At 71.0% G+C, this 18,316-nt stretch carries 17 protein-coding genes and 1 tRNA gene; 7 read left to right on the top strand and 11 right to left on the bottom strand.

Translation table 11 applies throughout. The features are described 5' to 3' along the window. Nucleotides 1-25 precede the first annotated feature (25 nt). The 5 genes from ACQP2X_RS06905 to ssb form a co-directional block, all read right to left on the bottom strand. Entirely contained in the window at nucleotides 26-1,555 is a 1,530-nt protein-coding gene (locus ACQP2X_RS06905) for a cobyric acid synthase (RefSeq protein WP_498695163.1), read from the bottom strand. Further along, nucleotides 1,552-2,505 (bottom strand): cobalamin biosynthesis protein, encoded by a 954-nt coding sequence (locus ACQP2X_RS06900; RefSeq protein WP_498695161.1) that lies wholly within the window; start codon nucleotides 2,503-2,505, stop codon nucleotides 1,552-1,554. Before ACQP2X_RS06900 ends, ACQP2X_RS06905 begins: the two co-directional genes overlap by 4 nt. A 64-nt stretch (nucleotides 2,506-2,569) precedes the next feature. After that, complete coding sequence (locus ACQP2X_RS06895) at nucleotides 2,570-3,055, bottom strand: hypothetical protein (protein ID WP_498695160.1); 486 nt, start codon at nucleotides 3,053-3,055, stop codon at nucleotides 2,570-2,572. A gap of 125 nt (nucleotides 3,056-3,180) precedes the next feature. Beyond that, nucleotides 3,181-4,188, bottom strand: coding sequence for a hypothetical protein (locus tag ACQP2X_RS06890; protein WP_498695159.1), 1,008 nt, complete (start codon nucleotides 4,186-4,188; stop codon nucleotides 3,181-3,183). A 399-nt stretch (nucleotides 4,189-4,587) separates the two neighbouring features. Beyond that, nucleotides 4,588-5,538: a single-stranded DNA-binding protein gene (gene ssb / locus ACQP2X_RS06885; RefSeq protein WP_498695158.1), complete on the bottom strand. Its 951-nt coding sequence runs from the start codon at nucleotides 5,536-5,538 to the stop codon at nucleotides 4,588-4,590. Nucleotides 5,539-5,712: 174 nt separating this feature from the next. Between ssb and ACQP2X_RS06880 the strand changes: the two genes are divergently transcribed. From ACQP2X_RS06880 to ACQP2X_RS06870, 3 genes are all read left to right on the top strand, one after another. Then, nucleotides 5,713-6,711: an alpha/beta hydrolase gene (locus tag ACQP2X_RS06880; RefSeq protein WP_498695156.1), complete on the top strand. Its 999-nt coding sequence runs from the start codon at nucleotides 5,713-5,715 to the stop codon at nucleotides 6,709-6,711. A 485-nt stretch (nucleotides 6,712-7,196) separates the two neighbouring features. Next, nucleotides 7,197-7,272, top strand: a tRNA-Arg gene (locus ACQP2X_RS06875). 165 nt (nucleotides 7,273-7,437) lie between these two features. After that, nucleotides 7,438-8,667, top strand: a complete 1,230-nt coding sequence (locus ACQP2X_RS06870; RefSeq protein ID WP_498695155.1) for a carboxypeptidase regulatory-like domain-containing protein — start codon at nucleotides 7,438-7,440, stop codon at nucleotides 8,665-8,667. Between the two features lie 86 nt (nucleotides 8,668-8,753). Here ACQP2X_RS06870 and ACQP2X_RS06865 read toward each other — a convergent pair whose 3' ends face one another. From ACQP2X_RS06865 to ACQP2X_RS06850, 4 genes are read right to left on the bottom strand one after another with little or no spacing between them, the layout of a single operon-like run. Then, nucleotides 8,754-9,932, bottom strand: a complete 1,179-nt coding sequence (locus ACQP2X_RS06865) for an ABC transporter permease (RefSeq protein WP_498695154.1) — start codon at nucleotides 9,930-9,932, stop codon at nucleotides 8,754-8,756. Next, on the bottom strand, nucleotides 9,932-10,582 hold the full coding sequence (locus ACQP2X_RS06860) for an ABC transporter ATP-binding protein (RefSeq protein ID WP_498700825.1): 651 nt from the start codon (nucleotides 10,580-10,582) through the stop codon (nucleotides 9,932-9,934). The genes ACQP2X_RS06865 and ACQP2X_RS06860 overlap by 1 nt, the downstream gene beginning before the upstream one ends. 5 nt (nucleotides 10,583-10,587) lie before the next feature. Further along, the gene (locus ACQP2X_RS06855) at nucleotides 10,588-11,637 is read right to left on the bottom strand and encodes an efflux RND transporter periplasmic adaptor subunit (protein WP_498695152.1); all 1,050 of its coding nucleotides are present in this window, start codon (nucleotides 11,635-11,637) and stop codon (nucleotides 10,588-10,590) included. After that, nucleotides 11,634-12,194, bottom strand: coding sequence for a hypothetical protein (locus ACQP2X_RS06850; protein ID WP_498695151.1), 561 nt, complete (start codon nucleotides 12,192-12,194; stop codon nucleotides 11,634-11,636). The genes ACQP2X_RS06855 and ACQP2X_RS06850 overlap by 4 nt, the downstream gene beginning before the upstream one ends. Nucleotides 12,195-12,311: 117 nt before the next feature. Between ACQP2X_RS06850 and ACQP2X_RS06845 the strand changes: the two genes are divergently transcribed. Both ACQP2X_RS06845 and ACQP2X_RS06840 read left to right on the top strand, forming a co-directional pair. Continuing rightward, complete coding sequence (locus ACQP2X_RS06845; protein ID WP_498695149.1) at nucleotides 12,312-12,968, top strand: response regulator transcription factor; 657 nt, start codon at nucleotides 12,312-12,314, stop codon at nucleotides 12,966-12,968. Then, on the top strand, nucleotides 12,965-14,068 hold the full coding sequence (locus ACQP2X_RS06840) for a sensor histidine kinase (RefSeq protein WP_498695147.1): 1,104 nt from the start codon (nucleotides 12,965-12,967) through the stop codon (nucleotides 14,066-14,068). Before ACQP2X_RS06845 ends, ACQP2X_RS06840 begins: the two co-directional genes overlap by 4 nt. Here the strand turns inward: ACQP2X_RS06840 and ACQP2X_RS06835 are convergent. After that, nucleotides 14,040-16,463, bottom strand: a complete 2,424-nt coding sequence (locus ACQP2X_RS06835; protein ID WP_498695146.1) for an ATP-binding protein — start codon at nucleotides 16,461-16,463, stop codon at nucleotides 14,040-14,042. The two genes, ACQP2X_RS06840 and ACQP2X_RS06835, sit on opposite strands and share 29 nt — an antisense overlap. A 68-nt stretch (nucleotides 16,464-16,531) precedes the next feature. On the opposite strand from ACQP2X_RS06835, the gene ACQP2X_RS06830 reads away from it, so the two are divergent. Beyond that, nucleotides 16,532-16,960, top strand: a complete 429-nt coding sequence (locus tag ACQP2X_RS06830; RefSeq protein WP_498695145.1) for an SMI1/KNR4 family protein — start codon at nucleotides 16,532-16,534, stop codon at nucleotides 16,958-16,960. Nucleotides 16,961-17,052: 92 nt separating this feature from the next. Then, complete coding sequence (locus ACQP2X_RS06825; protein ID WP_498695144.1) at nucleotides 17,053-17,523, top strand: hypothetical protein; 471 nt, start codon at nucleotides 17,053-17,055, stop codon at nucleotides 17,521-17,523. Here ACQP2X_RS06825 and ACQP2X_RS06820 read toward each other — a convergent pair. Next, nucleotides 17,517-18,290, bottom strand: a complete 774-nt coding sequence (locus ACQP2X_RS06820) for an SDR family NAD(P)-dependent oxidoreductase (RefSeq protein WP_498695142.1) — start codon at nucleotides 18,288-18,290, stop codon at nucleotides 17,517-17,519. The genes ACQP2X_RS06825 and ACQP2X_RS06820 overlap by 7 nt on opposite strands. Between the last annotated feature and the right edge of the window lie 26 nt (nucleotides 18,291-18,316).

The raw sequence follows: 18,316 nt of genomic DNA, 5'->3' as shown, positions 1-18,316 counted from the left end.
TCAAGGTACTTCCGGGGCGCAACCTTTATCCAGGTGCTCCGGGTGGAATGAACGGAAGACCACCCGGTGGGCCCTGCTCGATCAGTCGCAGAAGGGCATCGGTGTCCAGATGCTCCTCGACCAGGTCGCCGAGAATGTCGAGCGAGCGTTCCCGCAGGTCGGCGAAGCGCGTGCCGGGCGCCACGGTGAAGCCGCGCCGGCCGGCCAGGCGCGCGGCCTCGGTGAGGAAGCGCCGGCGGAACTCGTCGGACTCGAAGGCGCCGTGCCAGTGCGTACCGAAGATGTTGCCGGCTGCGGCGCCTTCGGTGCGCTCATCGTCGTACACAAGCAAGGGTTTGAGGTCCTCGCGTTGCGAGACGAAACCGTGGTGGATCTCGTAGCCGGTGACGGGCGCGCCGAACCCCTGGCCACGCGACTGCGCGAGGATCTTGCGGGGACCGAAGGTGATCTCCAAAGGCAGAAGACCCAGGCCTTGTACGGTCCCCCGGCCGCTCTCGACCTCATCGTGGATCACCCGGGAGAGCATCTGAAAACCGCCACAAATGCCAAGCAAAGGCTTTCCCGCGTACGCGTGTGCGAGCACCGCGTCGGCCAGACCCGTCTCGCGGAGCCAGGCGAGATCGCTGACCGTGGCCTTCGATCCGGGCAGCACCACGAGATCGGCGTCGGCGATCTCGGCCGGCTCGACGGTCATCCGCACACGGACACCGGGCTCGGCGGCCAGGGCTTCGGCGTCGGTGGCATTGGAGACCCGGGGCAGGCGGACGACGGCGACGCGAAGCCACTCCGAACCGTGCGGCGCGGCCGGTCGCCCGAGCACCCGCCCGTAGGCCAGCGAGTCCTCGCCGTCGAGCCACACGTCGAGATGGAACGGCAGCACGCCGAGCACGGGCCGCCCGGTGGCCGAGGTGATCATGTCGAGCCCCGGCGCCAGGATCCCCCGGTCGCCCCGGAACTTGTTGATCACAAAACCGGCCACGAGCGCCTGGTCGGCCGGATCGAGCAGCGCGAGCGTGCCGAACAGGGCGGCGAAGACCCCACCCCGATCGATGTCACCGACGACGATGGTGGGCAGACCGGCCCGCCGGGCAAGCCCCATGTTGACGAAGTCGCCGTCCCGCAGGTTGATCTCGGAGGGGCTGCCGGCGCCCTCGCAGACGACGGCGTCGTATGCGGAGCGCAGCTCGGCCAGGGCGGCGTGGGCGACCTCGGCCAGCCGGGGCTTCAAGGCCCGGTAGTTGCCGGCGGTGACGGTGTCGATCGCCTCGCCGAGCAGGACGACCTGGCTCGAGACGTCGCTGCCGGGCTTGAGCAGAACGGGGTTGAAGCGCAGTTCGGGCGCGACACCGGAGGCGGCGGCCTGCATGGCCTGGGCCCGGCCGATCTCACCGCCACGGCCGTCCGGCCCGACGACGACCACCGAGTTGTTCGACATGTTCTGCGCCTTGAACGGGGCGACTTTGACCCCACGGCGGTGCAGCCAGCGACAGATACCGGCGGTGAGGATGCTCTTGCCAGCGTCCGAGGTGGTGCCGGCGACCAGAAGCCCGCTCATCGCCGCCCCCTGGCCACAGCGATCCCTGCGGCGATCATGGCTGCGCCCGAGCCCACCAGGGCGGAGACGCGGGCGGCCCGGCGCAGGTGCACGGCCTTGGGCTTCGGGCCGTCGCCGAGGAAAGGCCTGGTCTCGCTTCGGCCGAAATAGACATTTCGACCCCCCAGCCGTACGCCAAGAGCACCGGCCATCGCGGACTCGCACTGACCGGCGTTGGGCGAGGGATGGTCGTTGCGGTCGCGGCGCCAGACCCGCAGCGTCTCCCGCGGCGAGCCACCGGCGATGGGCGCGGCGGCGATGGTGAGCAGGCCGGTCAGGCGCGAGGGGACAAGGTTGAGGGCGTCGTCGAGCCGGGCCGAGGCGGTGCCGAACCGGGCATAGCGATCGGAGCGGTGCCCGACCATGGCGTCGAGGGTGTTGGCGGCGCGGTAGGCCAGCAGCCCGGGCAGTCCGAGAACGCCACCCCAGAAGAGCGGGGCGACGACGGCGTCGGACGTATTCTCGGCCACCGACTCGACGGTGGCGCGGGCCAGCTCGGGCGCGTCGAGCTGGGCGGGGTCACGGCCGCAGAGGTGGTTGAGCCGCCCGCGGGCGGCCTCGATGTCGCCACCGTCCAGATGCTTGGCCATGATCCGCGACTCGCGGCGCAGGGTCCGCCCACCGAGAACGGTCCAGGTGGCGGCGGCGACGAGCGCACCCCGCGCGACCGGCAGACGACGGGTGGCCACAGCGGCGGCGAGCCCGGCCGCAGCCGGAACGCCGACCGCGATCGCGGTGAAGACGACCCCGTTCCGGCGGGTGGGAGCGTAGAGGCGGCGCTCGAGGGCTCCGGCCACCGTCCCGAACCCGGCCACCGGATGAAACCGGCGCGGATCCCCGAACGCGGCGTCGAGCAGATAGCCCGCGATCAGCCCCGCGGCGTCCGCCGTGCCGGGTCCCAGCCTCGCCATCCCTGTCCCTCCGTGTTTCCTAGAGCAGGGCAACGTTAGCCGGACCCCGGCACGGTCCTACGCCTCAGGCCTGTGCGGGGCTGGGGGCCGGCTGGCTCAGGTCGCAGACCCAGACGGCGATCTCGTCCTCCTCGAGGACCGGGCCGTCCGGGAACGGCACCGGCTCCATCTGGCCCCAGGCGATCGCGCCCGGCGCGCGGTCCTCCAGGAACTCGACGACGATGGCCTGAAGGTCACCCGTCGTCCGGTAGGTCGTCTCGAACGGCAACTGGTCGTGCCCGCAGGAGCGCGTCGAGCAGCGCAGCTGCCCCGCCTGCGGGTCGTGCCACACGTAGAACGTCGCCGGCCCGTAGTGCCGCAGGGCCGCGACCTGGTCGCGCAGCAGCTCGGCCGTCTCCTCGAAAGCGGAGACCACCTCGTCCGCCGTCATGCTGATGCGTTCGTGCATCGGTGCGCCGAACCAGCTGGTGTTGGCAGTCTCGGCGTCCTGGTCGTCCGGGGCGAGCACCAACGTCTCGCCCGCAATCGCGCGGATCTCCTTCAACAGCACGGCCCCAGTCTGCCGGTCGGGGGCACGCCAGGACCAACCGGGCAGGTCGGCCGGGCGGGCCGTTAACGCGGCACGATCGGCCCACCCCGTTCGGGGGTGCGCCTCCCCCGTACGGCCCGGTGATCTCACTTCTTCAAGGTGGAGCCACTGATCGCCGGCTCGCCCCGCCCGAGATAGAAGATGCCCGGCAACCCCGCGGTCTCGAATCCGGCGCTCGGATTGCGGGCCAACGTCGAGTTACGGATCTTCAACGTGCCACTGCGGTCGTTGCTGACGAAGAAGACGGCGCCACCACCCTCCTTGGCCGCATTGTCCGTGATGATCGAGCCGTCCAGCGCGAGCGTGAAGCCGTTGCCGTCCAGATAGATCGCCCCACCGCTGCCGCCACCGGGCGTGCCGGAGCGGGTCGGGTTGGCCCCGCGCCCCACGGCCGAGTTGCCGGTGAACACGCTGTTGAGCACCGTCCAGGAGACCTGGATGCTGCTCAGGGCGGCACCGTTCGAACACACACCCCCGGTGAAGGTGCTGTTCACGACGTACACCGGAAGATCGCGGCTCTGATCGAGCGCGCGAATGGCGGCCCCACCCAGGTCGGGCCCGGTGCCGTCACAGCGGTTCCCGGTGAAGCGCGAGTTGACCACCTTGAGCCGTCCGCCCCGGGCGAAGATGGCGCCGCCGCCTCCACCCTCGACGGTCTGGCCGGTGCTGTTGCCCTTGGCGAAGACCAAATTCTGCACGGTCAGCCGCGGGGTCTCCTGGTCGTTGCAGTGCGAGGTCGTCCAGGTCAGCTCCTCGTCGCAGGTGTTCATGTAGAGAATCCGGCGTTTGCCGGCGCCGCTCAGGGTGACCCTCCCTCCCCCGTCGAGCACCACAGTGGAGCTGGTGTTGTGCACCTTGGCCGTGGCCGTCATCGTGATCGTGACCGGGTTGGGCCCACAGTCGAACGTGATGACGCCACCCTGGGCAACCGCCTTGACCACGGCGGCCGAGGTGCAACTGTCCGGCGTACCGTCACCGATGGTCCGGTCCGGCTTGCGGGTGTCGACCGCACGGGCGTCAGCGGGCACGGCGGCCCCGCCGCCCGGATTGCCCGGCTTGGGCAGCGTCTTCACCGGCTTGGCGGGCGGCGACACTCCCCCAGCCGACGAGGCACCAGTCGACGCCTTTCCGGCCGGCACCCCTCCAGCCGACGCCCCTCCAGCCGACGGGCCTCCCGCCGGCGCGCCTCCCGACGCCACCCCTCCCGCCGGCGCGGACGGGTTCGCCGCGTCGCCCGAGGGATTCGGCGCAGCCGAGATCGGGGCCGGAGCGCCCGCCGCGGAATTCTCCGCGTGGTCGCCACAGCCGCTCAGCATCCCCGCCACCATCAGGGCAGCCGAAAGAAAGACCAGTTCCCGCTTGAGCACCGGCCGACTGTAGATGCGCTCGCCCCTTCGAACCACCCCCTCCGTGATGCCACCTTCGACGGCCGCCATGAATGCGCGGCGGGGAGAGACGCCCGGCCGGCGGTCGCGCCGGCCGGGCGTCACCGGTCAGGCCGCGATCGGCTCCTTCTTGGCGGAGCGCCGGCCGCGCCGGGCCGGGGTGGTGGGCGGCGCTGCCGTGAGGCGTTCGACTTCGAGGGTGAAGTCGTCGGCCTGGGACGTTTCCTCGTCGCCCGAAGCCGCATCCTGCTCGGGCTCAGGGGCCGCAGTCAGCGCGGAAGGCGCCCCCGCCTCCGGCGCAGGACCCTCGGCGGTGGGCGCGCCCGGCGCCGGTGCCTCCGCGAGCAGCGCCGGAACCACCACGTCCGGCGCCGGGGCCTTCGCGGCCGGCAACGGGGCCTCCGCAGCCGACGCCGAGGCCATCGCGGCCGGCGCCGGGGCCTCCGCGGCCGACGCCGGGGCCTCCGCAGCCGGCGCCGGGGCCATCGCGGCCGGCGCGGTGGCTGCGGCGACCGGGGAGAGTTCGGACGGGAGCTCGGGGAACTTCGTCGGCTCGGTGAAGGACGGGACGTCGGCGCCCGGCATGCCCTCGCCGTAGCCGATCGGGGACTCCTGGGGTGTCAGCGGGATCGAGGGCAGGCCGGCCACGAGCATGTCGGCCTCGGCGTCCTCGATCGCGGCCGTGCCGGGCAGCGACTTCTGGCGGAAGAACCGGCCCCGGCCGCGGGCCAGGTCGTGGCCGATCGAATAGGCCTCCATCTCGTACGAGACGCGGGGGTTGCCGTCCTCGTCCTTCCAGTCCCGGGTGAACAACCGCCCGTACACGATGACGGGGTCGCCGACGGTGATCGACGAGGCGACGCCCTCGGCCAGCCGGCGCCACGCCGACACCCTGATGCGCAGGCTGTTGCCGTCGACCCACGTGTTGCGCTCGCGGTCGAAGCGGCGCGCGTTCGAGGCGATCCGGAAGTTGGCGACCAGGTTGCCGCTGGTGGTGACGCGGCGCCATTCCGGGGCGGCGAGGACGTTGCCCACGACGACCAGGTGAGTGTCGAACACGATGTGACCTCCTGTGTGTGACATTGACCGCCGCAGTGTGGTCGTCACGGCGTACCGGAAGAGGATCTTGACCTGGGGTCTGTGGACGGCGAAGCGGCCTGTGGACGACCGGCGGGTGGCCGAGGCGATCTGATATGGCGGGCGGCGCGCGGTACCGGTCGGTAGCCTGGGCCCGTGGAGACCGACGTTCTTGGAGCGCCGTACGAGCGGCACACGATCGACCTGGGTTCCGACGACGAGGGCGCGGTCATCGCCACGCTGGTGCGGCGGCGCGCGGAAAAGCCTCAGAAACGGGCCGTTCTCTACGTGCACGGGTTCGTGGACTATTTCTTCCAGACCCATCTGGCCGATTTCTTCGTCGAGCACGGCTGGGATTTCTACGCTCTCGACCTGCGCAAGTACGGGCGTAGCCTGCTGCCGCACCAGACGCCGAACTTCGCGCGCAGCCTCACCGATTACTACCCGGAGCTCGACGAGGCGGCCCGCATCATCCGCGAGGACGACGGGCACGATCAGCTGCTGGTCGCCGGCCATTCCACCGGCGGGCTCATCACGTCGTTGTGGTCGCATTCCCGGCAGGGCCGCGGCATCGTCGACGGCCTCTTCCTGAACAGCCCGTTCTTCGACTTCAACGTGCCGTGGCTGGTGAAACGCCCCATCATGGCGGCCGCGATCGGCGTTTCCCGTCGCTCGCCCTACCGCCGCATCCCGATGGCCAATCTCGGCCTGTACGGCCAGAGCCTGCACACCGATCACCAAGGTGAATGGACATATGACCTGGCGTGGAAGCCCGTGCTGGGTTTCCCGGTCACCACGGGCTGGCTCGAAGCCATTCGCCGCGGTCAACGGCGCCTGCGCGCCGGCCTGGCCATCGACGCCCCCATCATGGTGGCCTGTTCGACCCGGACATTCCGCGGCCGGGCCTGGCACGACGACCTGCGAACAACCGATTCGGTGCTCGATGTCGACCACATCGTCCGCTGGGCTCCTCGTCTGGGCCCGCGCGTGTCGATCGCCCGTTTCGACGGCGGCATGCACGACCTGACCCTTTCCGGCAAAGACGTACGGGTGGACGTCTTTCGCGAACTGGGCCGCTGGGTCGACGCGTACCTCCCGCCGGTCGGCACCCCGGAGATCGAGGTCCCCCCGGCCCCGGAGGACGCCAACAGGTGAAATATCCGAAGTATGAGCACGGTGGCCGCGACGGCGCTGAGACTCTCCGAGGCGGCCGCACGCCGGGAGAGCCCGGAACACGACTCCCTCATGGCACTGTTCGCTCTCCTTTCTCAGGCGGACCGTGCTGACGTACGCCTGAGGACCGCCCATGACCGCGAGATCGTCTTGCCGCCACTCGTGGTCGACCTGCCAGCAGCGAGAGACCTACGAGGCCCTGATGGCCGACCAGGATGACCTTGGCATCTACGAGTGAACCAACTGTCGCTTGAGGACACAGGGCCGTAGCGTGGGCGGGTGCTGCCGGTACCGCTGCGCCGGCGCTACCTGCTTTCCGGCTTCGGACCGGCGAGCGGTTTCGGGTCTGGTGAAGGGGCCGGAATGAGGGGACCGAGTGGGCTCTCGGGCATAGACGTTCCGGCCTGTTTTGACGGGACGCCTGGTTACCCCCGGGTCGCGGTCGGCAAGATAGGCTGTTGGCCCACGCGCTCGTAGCTCAGCGGATAGAGCAATGGACTTCTAATCCATCGGTCGCAGGTTCGAATCCTGCCGGGCGCGCCAAAACTCCCTTTGACCTGCGCATACGCGCCTCATAGGTCGCTGCCCGGCGAAGCGTCGCCATCAATGTCATCTCGCCTTCCCGGGCACTGTGACGCACCTCTTACTGTCCACGCGGTCAGTACGCGCTAACTTACTAACCGCATGGTCATTAAGACGGAGGTCGTCGTGAACGCTCAAGTCGGCGCTCCCCAGCCCACCTGGGGACGCGTGCTGTCTCTTCTCTGGTTTCCCTTCTTCTTCGCGGCCGTCATGTCGTCCGTCTACGTGATCGGCATCGGGCATCCCGCGCCGACCGCGGTTCACCTCGGTGTCATCGGAGCCGCGCCCGCTCACCTGCCGGACGGCGTCGACGTTCGGCCGGTGAGTGACATCGGCGGGGTGCGGACGGACGCGCTTGCCGGGGTGTACGACTCGGCGACCCACACGCTGTACGTCTCGACCGCCGGCAGCAGCACCCGGGCCAACTACCTGACGGCCGCGCTCCACCCGGCCCACACGGTCGACGTCGTGGCCACCGCCAGGGGGGACGCCACCGGGGTCGGGCTCTTCTTCTGCGGGCTGCCGCTTCTGCTCGTCGGCATGATCACCTCGTTCATGATGTTGCAGTTCGGCATGTGGCCGATGCGGCGGAAGATCGTCACGATCGCGGCCACGGGCGCGTTCGCCAGCGTGTTCACCTTTGCCGTGGCGGCCTGGCGCGATGTCATCCCGGCCGACTGGTGGCTGCTTCTCTACGGCTTCCTGCTCACCCAGGCCATCGGCTGGATCACCACCGCTCTGCCGCGGTTCGTCAAGCAGTTCACGATGCCGGTGGCCATGACCTTTGTGCTGCTGCTGGGCCTGCCCACCTCCGGCGGCACCGTCAACGCCGACATGCTGCCCCCCGGGCTCCGGTGGCTGCACGACGTCCTGCCGTTCGGGCAGTTCATCGAGATCGCCCGGTCGAGCGCCTACTTCGGCAACCACGGTCTCGCCCGCCCGCTGAGCGTCCTGATCGCCTGGGTGGTCGCCGCCGCCGCGCTGCTCGCCTGGGCCGCCCGGCCGCCGAAACGGATCGCGCCGAGCGCTCCCCGGTTCTCCACGGAGCTGCACGGCACCGTCCGGACCACGGCCGGCGTTCCGGTGGCCGGGGCGACCGTGCTCACCCTCGACGACGCCGGCCGCGAACTGGTGCGGACGACCACGAACGACAGCGGCGAGTACGCGGCGTCCAACGTGCGCCCCGGCCTGCACCACCTGGTGGTCACGGCCGCCCACCACGAGCCCGAGATCGTGACGATCGGTGTGCACGAGCGCGACGCCGGCCCCCGCGACATCACCCTGGTCGACTGGAACGATCCAGCCGGCACGCTGACGCCGCAGGAGATCGACGAGCGCCGCAGCCTCGTCGGATGACGCGCGGGCCCGGCCGCCTGGATCGTTCCAGCCGGCCGGGCAAATGCGCGGGCCCGGCGAAGGCGTGCGAAAGGGAAAGGCCGGGGCTAAGTAGCCAGCGCCTCTGTCGGCGCCAACCGGGCCGCCCGGATCGCCGGGTAGAGGCCGGCCACCGCCCCGATCGCCACGGTGGCGCCCACACCGCCGGCCAGCGCCCACACCGGCACGACGGTCGGCCACGTCTGGGTCATCGCGTAGAAGCCCGTGACGACGTACCCCAGGAAGACCCCGGCGGCCCCGCCCACCAGCGACAACAGCAGGGACTCGGCGACGAACTGGGTTCGGATCTGGCCGCGCGTCGCGCCCAGCGAGCGGCGCAACCCGATCTCACCCCGGCGTTCCAGCACCGAGATGACCATCGTGTTGGCCACGCCGATGCCGCCGACCAGCAGCGCCACCGCGCCCAGCCCGAGCAGCAACGCCGTGAACGTGTCGTTCGTCGCCCGCCGAGCCGCCAGCGCGTCCGACGGCTTCGACACCTTCACCTCGCTCGGGTCGGACGGGTTGGCCGTGGCCGCCAGGACCCCGCGCACCGCCTCCACCCGCGCGTCGGCCGATCTGGTGTAGACGGTCGTCGGATGGCCGTCGAAGCCGAGGTACGTGCCCGCGGCCTCCCACCCGACCAGCACCGACTGGTCGATCTCGGGCGCCAGCGCCACCGGCTTCAGCACACCGGCCACCGTCCACCAGCGGCCGTCCAGATAGACCGTCGGCGGATAGCCCAGCCTCCGTGCCGCTACCGCGCCGAGCACTACCGCCGGATATCTGCCGGTCGCCGCGTTCAGCCACGTGCCGTCCGCCACCGATCCGCCGACCGTCTCCAACAGGGCCTGCTCCGCCGCCAGCACCGCTATCCCGTTCGTCTCCCCGGACGGGATCTTGTCGGTGCGGTAGACCGCCGCCTCGGACACCGCGCCGGTGGCGGTGGCCGCGAGCACCGGGCCGATCCGGCGGATCATCGACACCGACTCGTCGGGCAGTGTCGCCTGGTCGCCGAACATGGTCTGCCCGGGCGACACGGTCAGCATGTTCGTGCCCAGGGCCGCCAGTTCACGGTCGAGGTCGGCCCGGCTCGACGACGAGATGCCGACGACGGCGATCATCGCCGCGATCCCGATCGCTATGCCCAGGGCCGAGAGCACCGCGCGCAGCGGGCGCGCCCTCAGGCCGTACCCACCGAGGCGGAAGAGATCCGCCGGCCGCAACCGCGCCGGGTCGAGCGACATCAGATCACCCGCCCGTCGCGCATGGGCACCTGCCGCGGCAGGCCGTCGGCGATCTCGTGATCGTGGGTGATCACCATGATCGTCGTGCCGGCCGCGTTCAGCTCCCGCAGCAGCTCGACCACCCCGGCGCCGGAGACCGAGTCGAGGTTTCCGGTCGGTTCGTCGGCCAGCAGCACCGCCGGGTCCCCGGCCACCGCCCGCGCGATGGCCACCCTCTGCCGTTCGCCGCCGGAGAGCTCGTGCGGCCGGTGCGTGAGCCGGTCACCCAGGCCGACCCGGACGAGGGCGGCCTCGGCCCGCCACTCACGCTCTTTGCGGGGTACGCCCGCGTACAGCAACCCGTCGGCCACGTTGTTCACCGCGTCGCGGCCGGGCGCGAGATGGAACTGCTGGAACACGAAGCCGATCCGCCGCGCGCGCAGCGCCGACAGCTGCCGGTCGGACAGCGTGGCCACGTCGTGCCCGTCGACGCGCACGGTGCCGTGGGTGGGCCGGTCCAGCGTGCCGATGAGGTGCAGCATCGTCGACTTGCCGGAACCGGACGGGCCGACGATGGCGACCAGCTCGCCGTACTCGACGGCCAGGTCGACCGAGCGCACCGCCGTGACCCCGCCCGGATACGACTTGCTGACCCCGGCCAGCTCGATCACCGCGCTCATGACGGCACCACCACCCGCGTGCCGGCCTGGAGGCCCGCCCCGGACACCTCGACCTCGCCGTCCGCGAACAGGCCGGTCTTCACCGCGACGATCCGGGTGGCGCCGTTGTCGGAGACCTCGACGCCGTAGCCGCCCTCGGAGAGCGCGAGCAGCGCGGTGACCGGGACGGTCAGCACGTTCTCCCGCCGCGACGACGTGAAGCCGACGGTGACCGCGGCCTCGTCGAGGCCCTTCGGCGACCGGGCGAAGGCGACCGTCACCTCGATCTTGGTGGTGTCCTCCTCGTTGCCCTGCCCCTGCTCGACCACCGTCTCGACCGCGGTGATGGTGCCCTTGACGTCGCTGCCGTCGGGCAGTGTGACGTCGACCGTCGCGCCCTTGCGGGCCAGGCGCTGCGCGTCGACGTCGAGCGCGACCGTGGCGACCATGGTGGTCCCGGTCGTCTGGAGCACCTCGGTGCCGGGCTGGACCACCGCGCCCCGCTCGACGCTGTGCGAGTCGACGCGCACCTGACCCGGCGTGTAGCGGATCTGATCGGTCTCGACCGCCCCCGTCTGTTCGCGGCCGAGATCGTCCTGCCACTCCTCGACCGCGCCGGCGGTGGCCAAGGTGTATTCGTCGTCGACGGTGAAACCGCGGTAGCCCAGCGCCCACAGGTTCTTCTCGAACTGGAGGACGTCGCTGCCCTCCACGCCCGCCTTCAGCGTGCGGTAGGCGGGCAATGAGCCGTACAAAAGGGTGATGGGCTGATTGTCGATCTTGTAAAGGGGTCTGCCGCGGGTGATCGTGCCGCCGGCGGCGGCCAGAGCCGTCACCGTGCCCTGTTTCCCGGCCGGGACCGACGAGGTGTCGCCGTGGCCGAGCGTGCCGTCGTGCGACTCGCTGTCGACCAGGGTCTTCTTGCTGATCTCGGCCGTCTCCGTCTGTTTGCCGGTGGTGGCGCCCTCGTTGCTCTCGGCCGGGGGCAGGTTGAAGACCGTGACCGCCGCCGCGACCGCGCCGGCCGTCAGCACACCGGCCACCACAGCATTGCCGCGCTTACTCATGCGTCAGTCCCCTCCTCGACACGCTCGGTTGAGGCGCCGTCGGGCACGTACTTCGCGCAGGCCTTCTCGGCCTTGTCGAACGTCGGTTCACCGGGGCCGGTGCCCAGCTTCTTCGGGTCGAGCGCGATGCTGCCGTCCGGCTTGGGATCGGGGAAGTTCGGCACACCGTTCTCGCGCATGCACTTGGCCATCTGCCGGCCCAGCTCGAGCATCCCGGCGTCCGGCTGCGGCCGCTCGCCACCGTTGGGGGCGAACTTGTTGCAGGCCTCCATCGCCTTCTCGAGCTTTTTGGGATCGAAGCCCTTGGGCGTCTTGATGGTCGTGCGGCCGCCCGGCTTCGGGTCGGGCCACCAGGTGATGCCCTCCTCGCGCATGCACTGCGCGTGCTTCAGGGCCGTGTCCTCGTCCGGTGCCGCCGGCGCGCTCGCGCTGGCCGTGGGCGTGGCGGGGCCGGACTGCGCGGTCGCCACCCCCAGGCCGTCGTCGGCGCCGGCGCCGGCACAGGCGGCCGCCGCCAGGGCCAGCATGAGGCCCGCCGTCAGCAGCTTGACCTTCATCGTCTCCAACCTCCCGTGGTCGATGTCACGGGACGAAGTAGAGCGAGCGGCGGGTTTCCCGGCCGTCACGGAAAAACGTGACGCCCAGGTGACGCTCCGGCGCGGGAGGATGGGCGCATGCGGATCCTGGTGGTCGAGGACGAACCGCTGCTCGCCGACGCGGTGGCGCAGGGCCTGCGGCAGGACACCCACGCGGTCGACGTGGTCTACGACGGCGCCGCCGCCCTGGAACGGGTCGAGGTCAACGACTACGACGTGGTGGTGCTCGACCGTGACCTGCCGGCCGTGCACGGCGACGACGTGTGCCGGGCGCTGGTCGAGCGCCGCCGCGACACGCGGGTGCTGATGCTGACCGCCGCCGCCGGCATCGACGACCGGGTCACCGGGCTGTCCCTCGGCGCCGACGACTATCTGCCGAAACCGTTCGCCCTGCGCGAGCTGTCGGCCCGAGTCATCGCGCTCGGCCGGCGGTCGCGGCCGGCCGCGCCGCCGATCCTGCGCCGCGGCGGCATCAGCCTCGACCCGCACCGGCGCGAGGTCCACCGCGACGGGCGCTACGTGCCGTTGTCGCGCAAGGAGTTCGCCGTGCTGACCGAGCTGCTGCGGGCCGACGGGTCGGCGGTGTCGGCCGAGACCCTGCTCGAGAAGGCCTGGGACGAGAACGCGGATCCGTTCACCCACGCCGTACGCATGACGATCCTGAAGTTGCGGCGGAAGCTGGGCGATCCACCCGTGGTGCTGACCGAGCCGGGAGTGGGGTATCGGATCGCATGAGACTGACCGTCCGCGGCCGGCTGACCCTCGTCTATGGAGGGTTGTTCGTGCTGGCCGGGCTGGTGCTGCTGGGCGCCACCTACGTGCTGGTGTCGCAGCGGCTGCCCACCGCCACGGCGAAATTCGACGCCACCATTCCCGCGCCGGGCGAACGCCTCGAGGTCCAGCAGTTCATCGAGGGGACCCGCGAGGGCACCCTGCACACCATGCTCACCCAGGGCGCGATCGCGCTGGCCGTGGTGAGCGCGGCCGCGATCGCGCTCGGCTGGCTGGTCGCCGGGCGCATGCTCCAGCCGTTGCAGCAGATCACCGCGACCGCCCGGCGCATCGCCGACGCCCCCGACGCCGACCAGGGCCTGCACGAGCGGATCGCGATGACCGGCCCGCCGGACGAGATCAAGGAGCTGGCCGACACCTTCGACATCATGCTGGCCCGGCTCGACCATTCCTTCGACGGCCAGCGCCGCTTCATCGCCAGCGCCTCGCACGAGCTGCGGACCCCGCTCACCCTCAACCGGACCCTGCTGGAGGTCGCGCTGTCGCGCGAGGAGGCCTCCGAGGAGGTACGTCACCTCGGCCGCACCCTGATCGCCATCAACGACCGGCACGGCCGGCTCATCGACGGCCTGCTGCTGCTGGCCCAGTCGGAGCGCCCGGTGGCCGAACGCTCCTTCGTCGACCTGTCCGACATCGTCGACCACGTGGCCGTCTCCGACACGGTCAAGGTGGTGACCTCGCTGAGCGAGGCGCCGGTGGCCGGCAACCCGGTGCTGCTGGAGCGCCTGGTGCAGAACCTGGTCGAGAACGGGGTGCGGCACAACGTGCCCGGCAACGGCTGGGTCCGCGTGGTGACCGGGACGCTCGCCGGCCGGGTCCAGGTCGAGGTGAGCAACTCCGGGCCGGTCATCCCGCGGTACGAGGTGCCGGGCCTCTTCGAGCCTTTCCATCGGTACGGCTCGGAGCGCCTCCACTCGCCGGGAGCGGGCCTGGGGCTTTCGATCGTACGAGCGGTGGCCCGCGCCCACGGCGGCGACGTACGCGCGGAGGCCCGCCCCGAAGGCGGCCTGATCGTCACGGTGAATCTTCCGCGGGCGTTCTGAGCTCGGCCGCCCGCTCCTCGTGCGCGTCCGCGTCGGCGGCGTTACCCATGAGGCGATGGGCGCGGCCGAGACCGGCGTGGGCGCGGGCCAGCAGCTCGCGGGCGCCGATCTCCCCGGCGATGACGGCCGCCTCGGTGTGATGGGCGACCGCCTCGGCCGGATCGTCAGCGGCCTCACCCAGCCCGTTGAGGACGGCCGCCTCGCCGTCGCGATAGCCGGTCTCGCGGAAGATGCCGAGCGCCTGCCGGTGATGGCCGGCGGCCTCGGCCTCACCGCTTCGCACGCCCAGCATCCCCAGCGCGTAGAGGACGCTGGCCTCGCCCGTACGATCGCCGAGTTCCTTCTGGAAGAGCGCGAGCGCCTCGAAGAGATGGTCGGCCGCCTCCTCGTACCGTCCGAGCTCCGTCTCGGCCTCGCCCAGGCTCTTCAGGGAGCTGCCCTCGCCCATCCGGTCGCCGTTGGCCCGGCACAGGGCCAGCGCCTGCGCGAAGTGTTCGGCCGCCTCGTCGTAGCGGCCCAGCGTGTGCTCGATGTAGCCGACCCGGGCCAGCGCGCGGCCCTCGCCGAGCGGGTCACCGGACTGTCGGTAAAGTACCAGCGCCCGCCCGAAGCAGTCGGCCGCCTCCCGATAGCGGCCCAGTTGCGTCACGACGACACCGAGGTTGAGCAGCGCGCGGGCCTGGCCGACGGGATCGCCCGTACGCCGGAACAGCTCCACCGCCCGCCGATGGCTGTCCGCGGCCGGGCCGCCCTGACCGAGACGCCACAGCGCGGTGCCGAGGTCGGTCAGCGCGTGCCCCTCACCGGCCAGGTCGCCGCCGCGCTCGGCCGCCGCCCGGGCCAGGCTGTGCACGGTGACGGCGTCGTGGTTGTGGCCGCCGTTGAGATAGCGGAACAGGATGCGGGCCAGCCCGGTGGCGTGCCCCGGCCAGCCCTCGCCGGCCATGTGCGCGATCACCGCGACCAGGGTGGCCCGCTCGCTGTCGAGCCAGTGCCGCGCCGACCCGGCGTCGGCCGGCCGCGCGGTCAGGATGCCGCTGGTGGCGACCCGGGGCCGCCGGTGCGCCTCGACCGGGTGCAGCACGTCCATGGCCTCGGTCGACGCGGCCAGGTAGTAGTCGAACAGCCGGGTCAGCGCGGCCCGGCGCTCCCGGGGGCTGTCCTCGTCCTGCCCCTTCTCGACGGCGTAGGCGCGGACGAGGTCGTGGAACGTATATCGGCCGGGCGCCGACCGGGAGAGCAGATGGTCGTCGCACAGGCCGTCGAGCCGGCCTTCCACACGCTGCGGATCGTCACCGGCGAGAGCCGCCACGGCGTACGCGTCAAGGTCCTGACCCGGATGCAAGGCAGCCAGCCGCAGCAGACGCCGTTGTTCGGCCGGCAGATCGCGGTAGGAGAGGTCGAGGGCGAGCTCGACCCCGCCCTCCAGTTGGCGACGCTCGTCGAGCCGGTCCGCGTGATCGGTCAGCGACCACCCCGGCGTGGCCCGGATGTGCCCGGCGACCAGCCCCAGAGCAAGAGGGAGATAGCCGCAGCGCCGGGCGATCCGGTCCACGGCCCCGGGATCGTCAGCTCCTTGGGCGCGGGTCAGAAAGGCGGCGGCCTCGCCGGCGTCGAACACGTCAACGGTCAGGGTGTCGAGACCGGCCAGGTGGTGCCGGCTGGTGATCAGGGTGAGGCTCCCCGGAGCATCGGCCAGCAGCGGGCGGACCTGCTCGGCGTCGGCCGCGTTGTCCAGCAGGACGAGGGCGCCGGCCGCCTTGTCCCGGAGAGCCGCCGTCCGCGCGGCCACCGAGTGCGGGATCTGCCGGCCCGGCACCCCGAGCAGCCGCAGAAGCGCACCCAGCACCGCACCCGGATCGGCCGGCGGCTGCCCCGGATCGGGATGAAAACCACGCAGGTTCACGAAGAGCACCCGGGCGAAGCGCTCCCGCAGAAGATGAGCGGCCCGCACGGCCAGTTGCGTCTTCCCGACTCCGGCCATCCCCGTGATGGCGAGATGACCCCGCTCGGCGCCGAGGATCCGGTCGAGCGCCTCGGCCCGCCCGGTGAACTCCACCAGATCGGGCGGCAGCCGATCCTGAACACTGACGAGAGCCGCCGCCTCGGCTTCCCCGCCGACGACCCGCAGGGCTTGCCGCCACCGCTCCACATAGTCGTCGTCCGGGCAGAGAGCCCGCACGATCGCCAGAACAAGCTGGTTGTCGAGCCGCCGCCGCCCCACCCGAAAACAGTCGACGACGGTCGACCGCCGGGCCGGCCCACCGACCCGCTCGGTGAGCACCTCGAACGACGGTTCCCCGGCCCACCGCTTGAGCAGCCGAAGCCGCCCGACAAGCTCATCGAGCCCACCGTCGGTCCCGGGCTCAGGCGGCGCTTCCCCAGCAAAGACCACATCTGACCCTATCGGGGAGAATCCGGGTTCCAGCAAGGCCGCAGAACGAGAATGGCAGGGGCGAGACCATGGTGACGTGGGTGGACGGGGCGATCGACGACCCGCAGCCGGCGCCGGACACGGCGGTACGACAGGCCCAGGACGACCTGGAGGTCGAACTGCCTCCGGACTTTCTGGCTGTCGCGCGGGTCCATCAGGGCGCCGCTCCGGTCCCGGCCTCGATCGACCTGCCCAACGGATTCGGCACCACGGTCGGCCATCTCCTCCATTTCGAGGACAGGCCGTTCACGAGCAACATCGTCGCCGCCATCTTCCCTCTGCTCGACGTGCTGGACGAGGGAATCATCCCGTTCGCCGCCGACACGGGCGGCGACTTCTTCTGCTTCGACTACCGCGCCGACGCCGACCACCCGTCGGTCGTCTTCTGGAGCGTGGACTGGGGAGTGGTGCCGCTGGCACCGAACTTCGCCGCCTTCCTGGGCATGCTGCGCAACTAGGAATGGCGGCAGCACCGGCTCCCGGTTAGCGCGACATCCAGTCGAGGTCGGCCGACTGATCGAGCATCTGCGGCGCTGGATAACGTGCTGCTGTGGGTCACAACATCTGCGCGCTGATCGTCAAGGGGCCGTTCGACGAAGGGGCGGCCCGTGAATGGGACGTGGAAGGGCTGCCGCTGGGTGGTGGGCTCCGGCTGGTTCACGTCAGTCCGTACTACACCGAGTACTGGCAGGCTCGTCTCGGGGAGACGGCGGTGCTCGACGTTCCGGGTGACTTTCCGGGGATCTTTCCGCGGGAAGGGGTCGTCGCGACCCTGGCGGCGGCCGTTGCCGGGGCTGAGGCGCCGTTTGCGCTGGTCGTGACCGAATACTTCGGGGGTGTGGGTGAGCAGTGGGCCTGTGTCTTCGAGGCGGGGCGCCGGGTGGAGGGCGTCGAGGACATCAACGGGGCGCTGCGGGTTCTCGGGGTGCGGGCCGATGGCGGGCTCGACGAGTTCGACACCGTGGGGCTCGACGCTCATCGTGGTACGCCGGAACGGCTCTACCACTACGAAGGTCAGTAGACCGTGTAGCCGCCGTCTATCACCAGGACCGCGCCGGTGACGAACGATGCCGCCGGTGAGCACAGGTAGACCACGGTCGGGGCTATCTCCTCCGGGGTGGCGTACCTCTGCTGTGGCGTGTCCTCGATCCACATGCGCCGGAACTCGGGGCGGTCGACCGGGGCCATCTCGGTCTTGACGTAGCCGGGTGCCACCGCGTTGACCCGGATGCCGTGCGGGGCCCACTCGGCGGCCAGCGACTTCGTCAGCTGGTGGACGGCGGCCTTCGAGGCGTTGTACGGGGCCTGCATCTGTGGGCGGTTGACTATCAGGCCCGAGATCGAGCCGATGTTGACTATCGCCCCACCGCCCGTGTCGCGCATGTGGCGGCCGGCGGCCAGGCTCACCTTCCAGACCGCCCGGACGTTCAGGTCGAAGACCTGCTGCCACTCGTCGTCGGGGGCGTCCCAGGACGGGTTGTGGAAGCAGACGCCGGCGTTGTTGACCACGATGTCGAGGCCGCCCAGGGTGGCGGCCGCCTCGTCGACCGCGCGTTCCGCGTCGCTGTCCTGAGTCAGGTCGGCGCTGATGGCGTACGCCTCAATGCCCGAAGCCGCCAGGCGCCGCACCGCGCTCTCGTTGGCACCGGCGTCGCGGCCGGCGAAAGCGACCGCCGCGCCGCACGAGGCCAGGGCTTCGGTGAAGGCGTAACCCAGGCCCCGGTTACCACCGGTGACCAGCGCTTTCCGGCCCTCCAGCGAGAAGGCCGACAGACCGGGGGCACTCACTGATCGACTCCCGTATATGTAGTGGT

This window comes from Actinoplanes sp. CA-131856, assembly GCF_050956135.1.
In the GTDB taxonomy this organism is placed as follows: Bacteria; Actinomycetota; Actinomycetes; order Mycobacteriales; family Micromonosporaceae; genus Actinoplanes.
The sequence above is the reverse complement of the archived record's forward strand: the minus strand, read 5'-3'. Positions and strand labels throughout refer to the sequence as shown.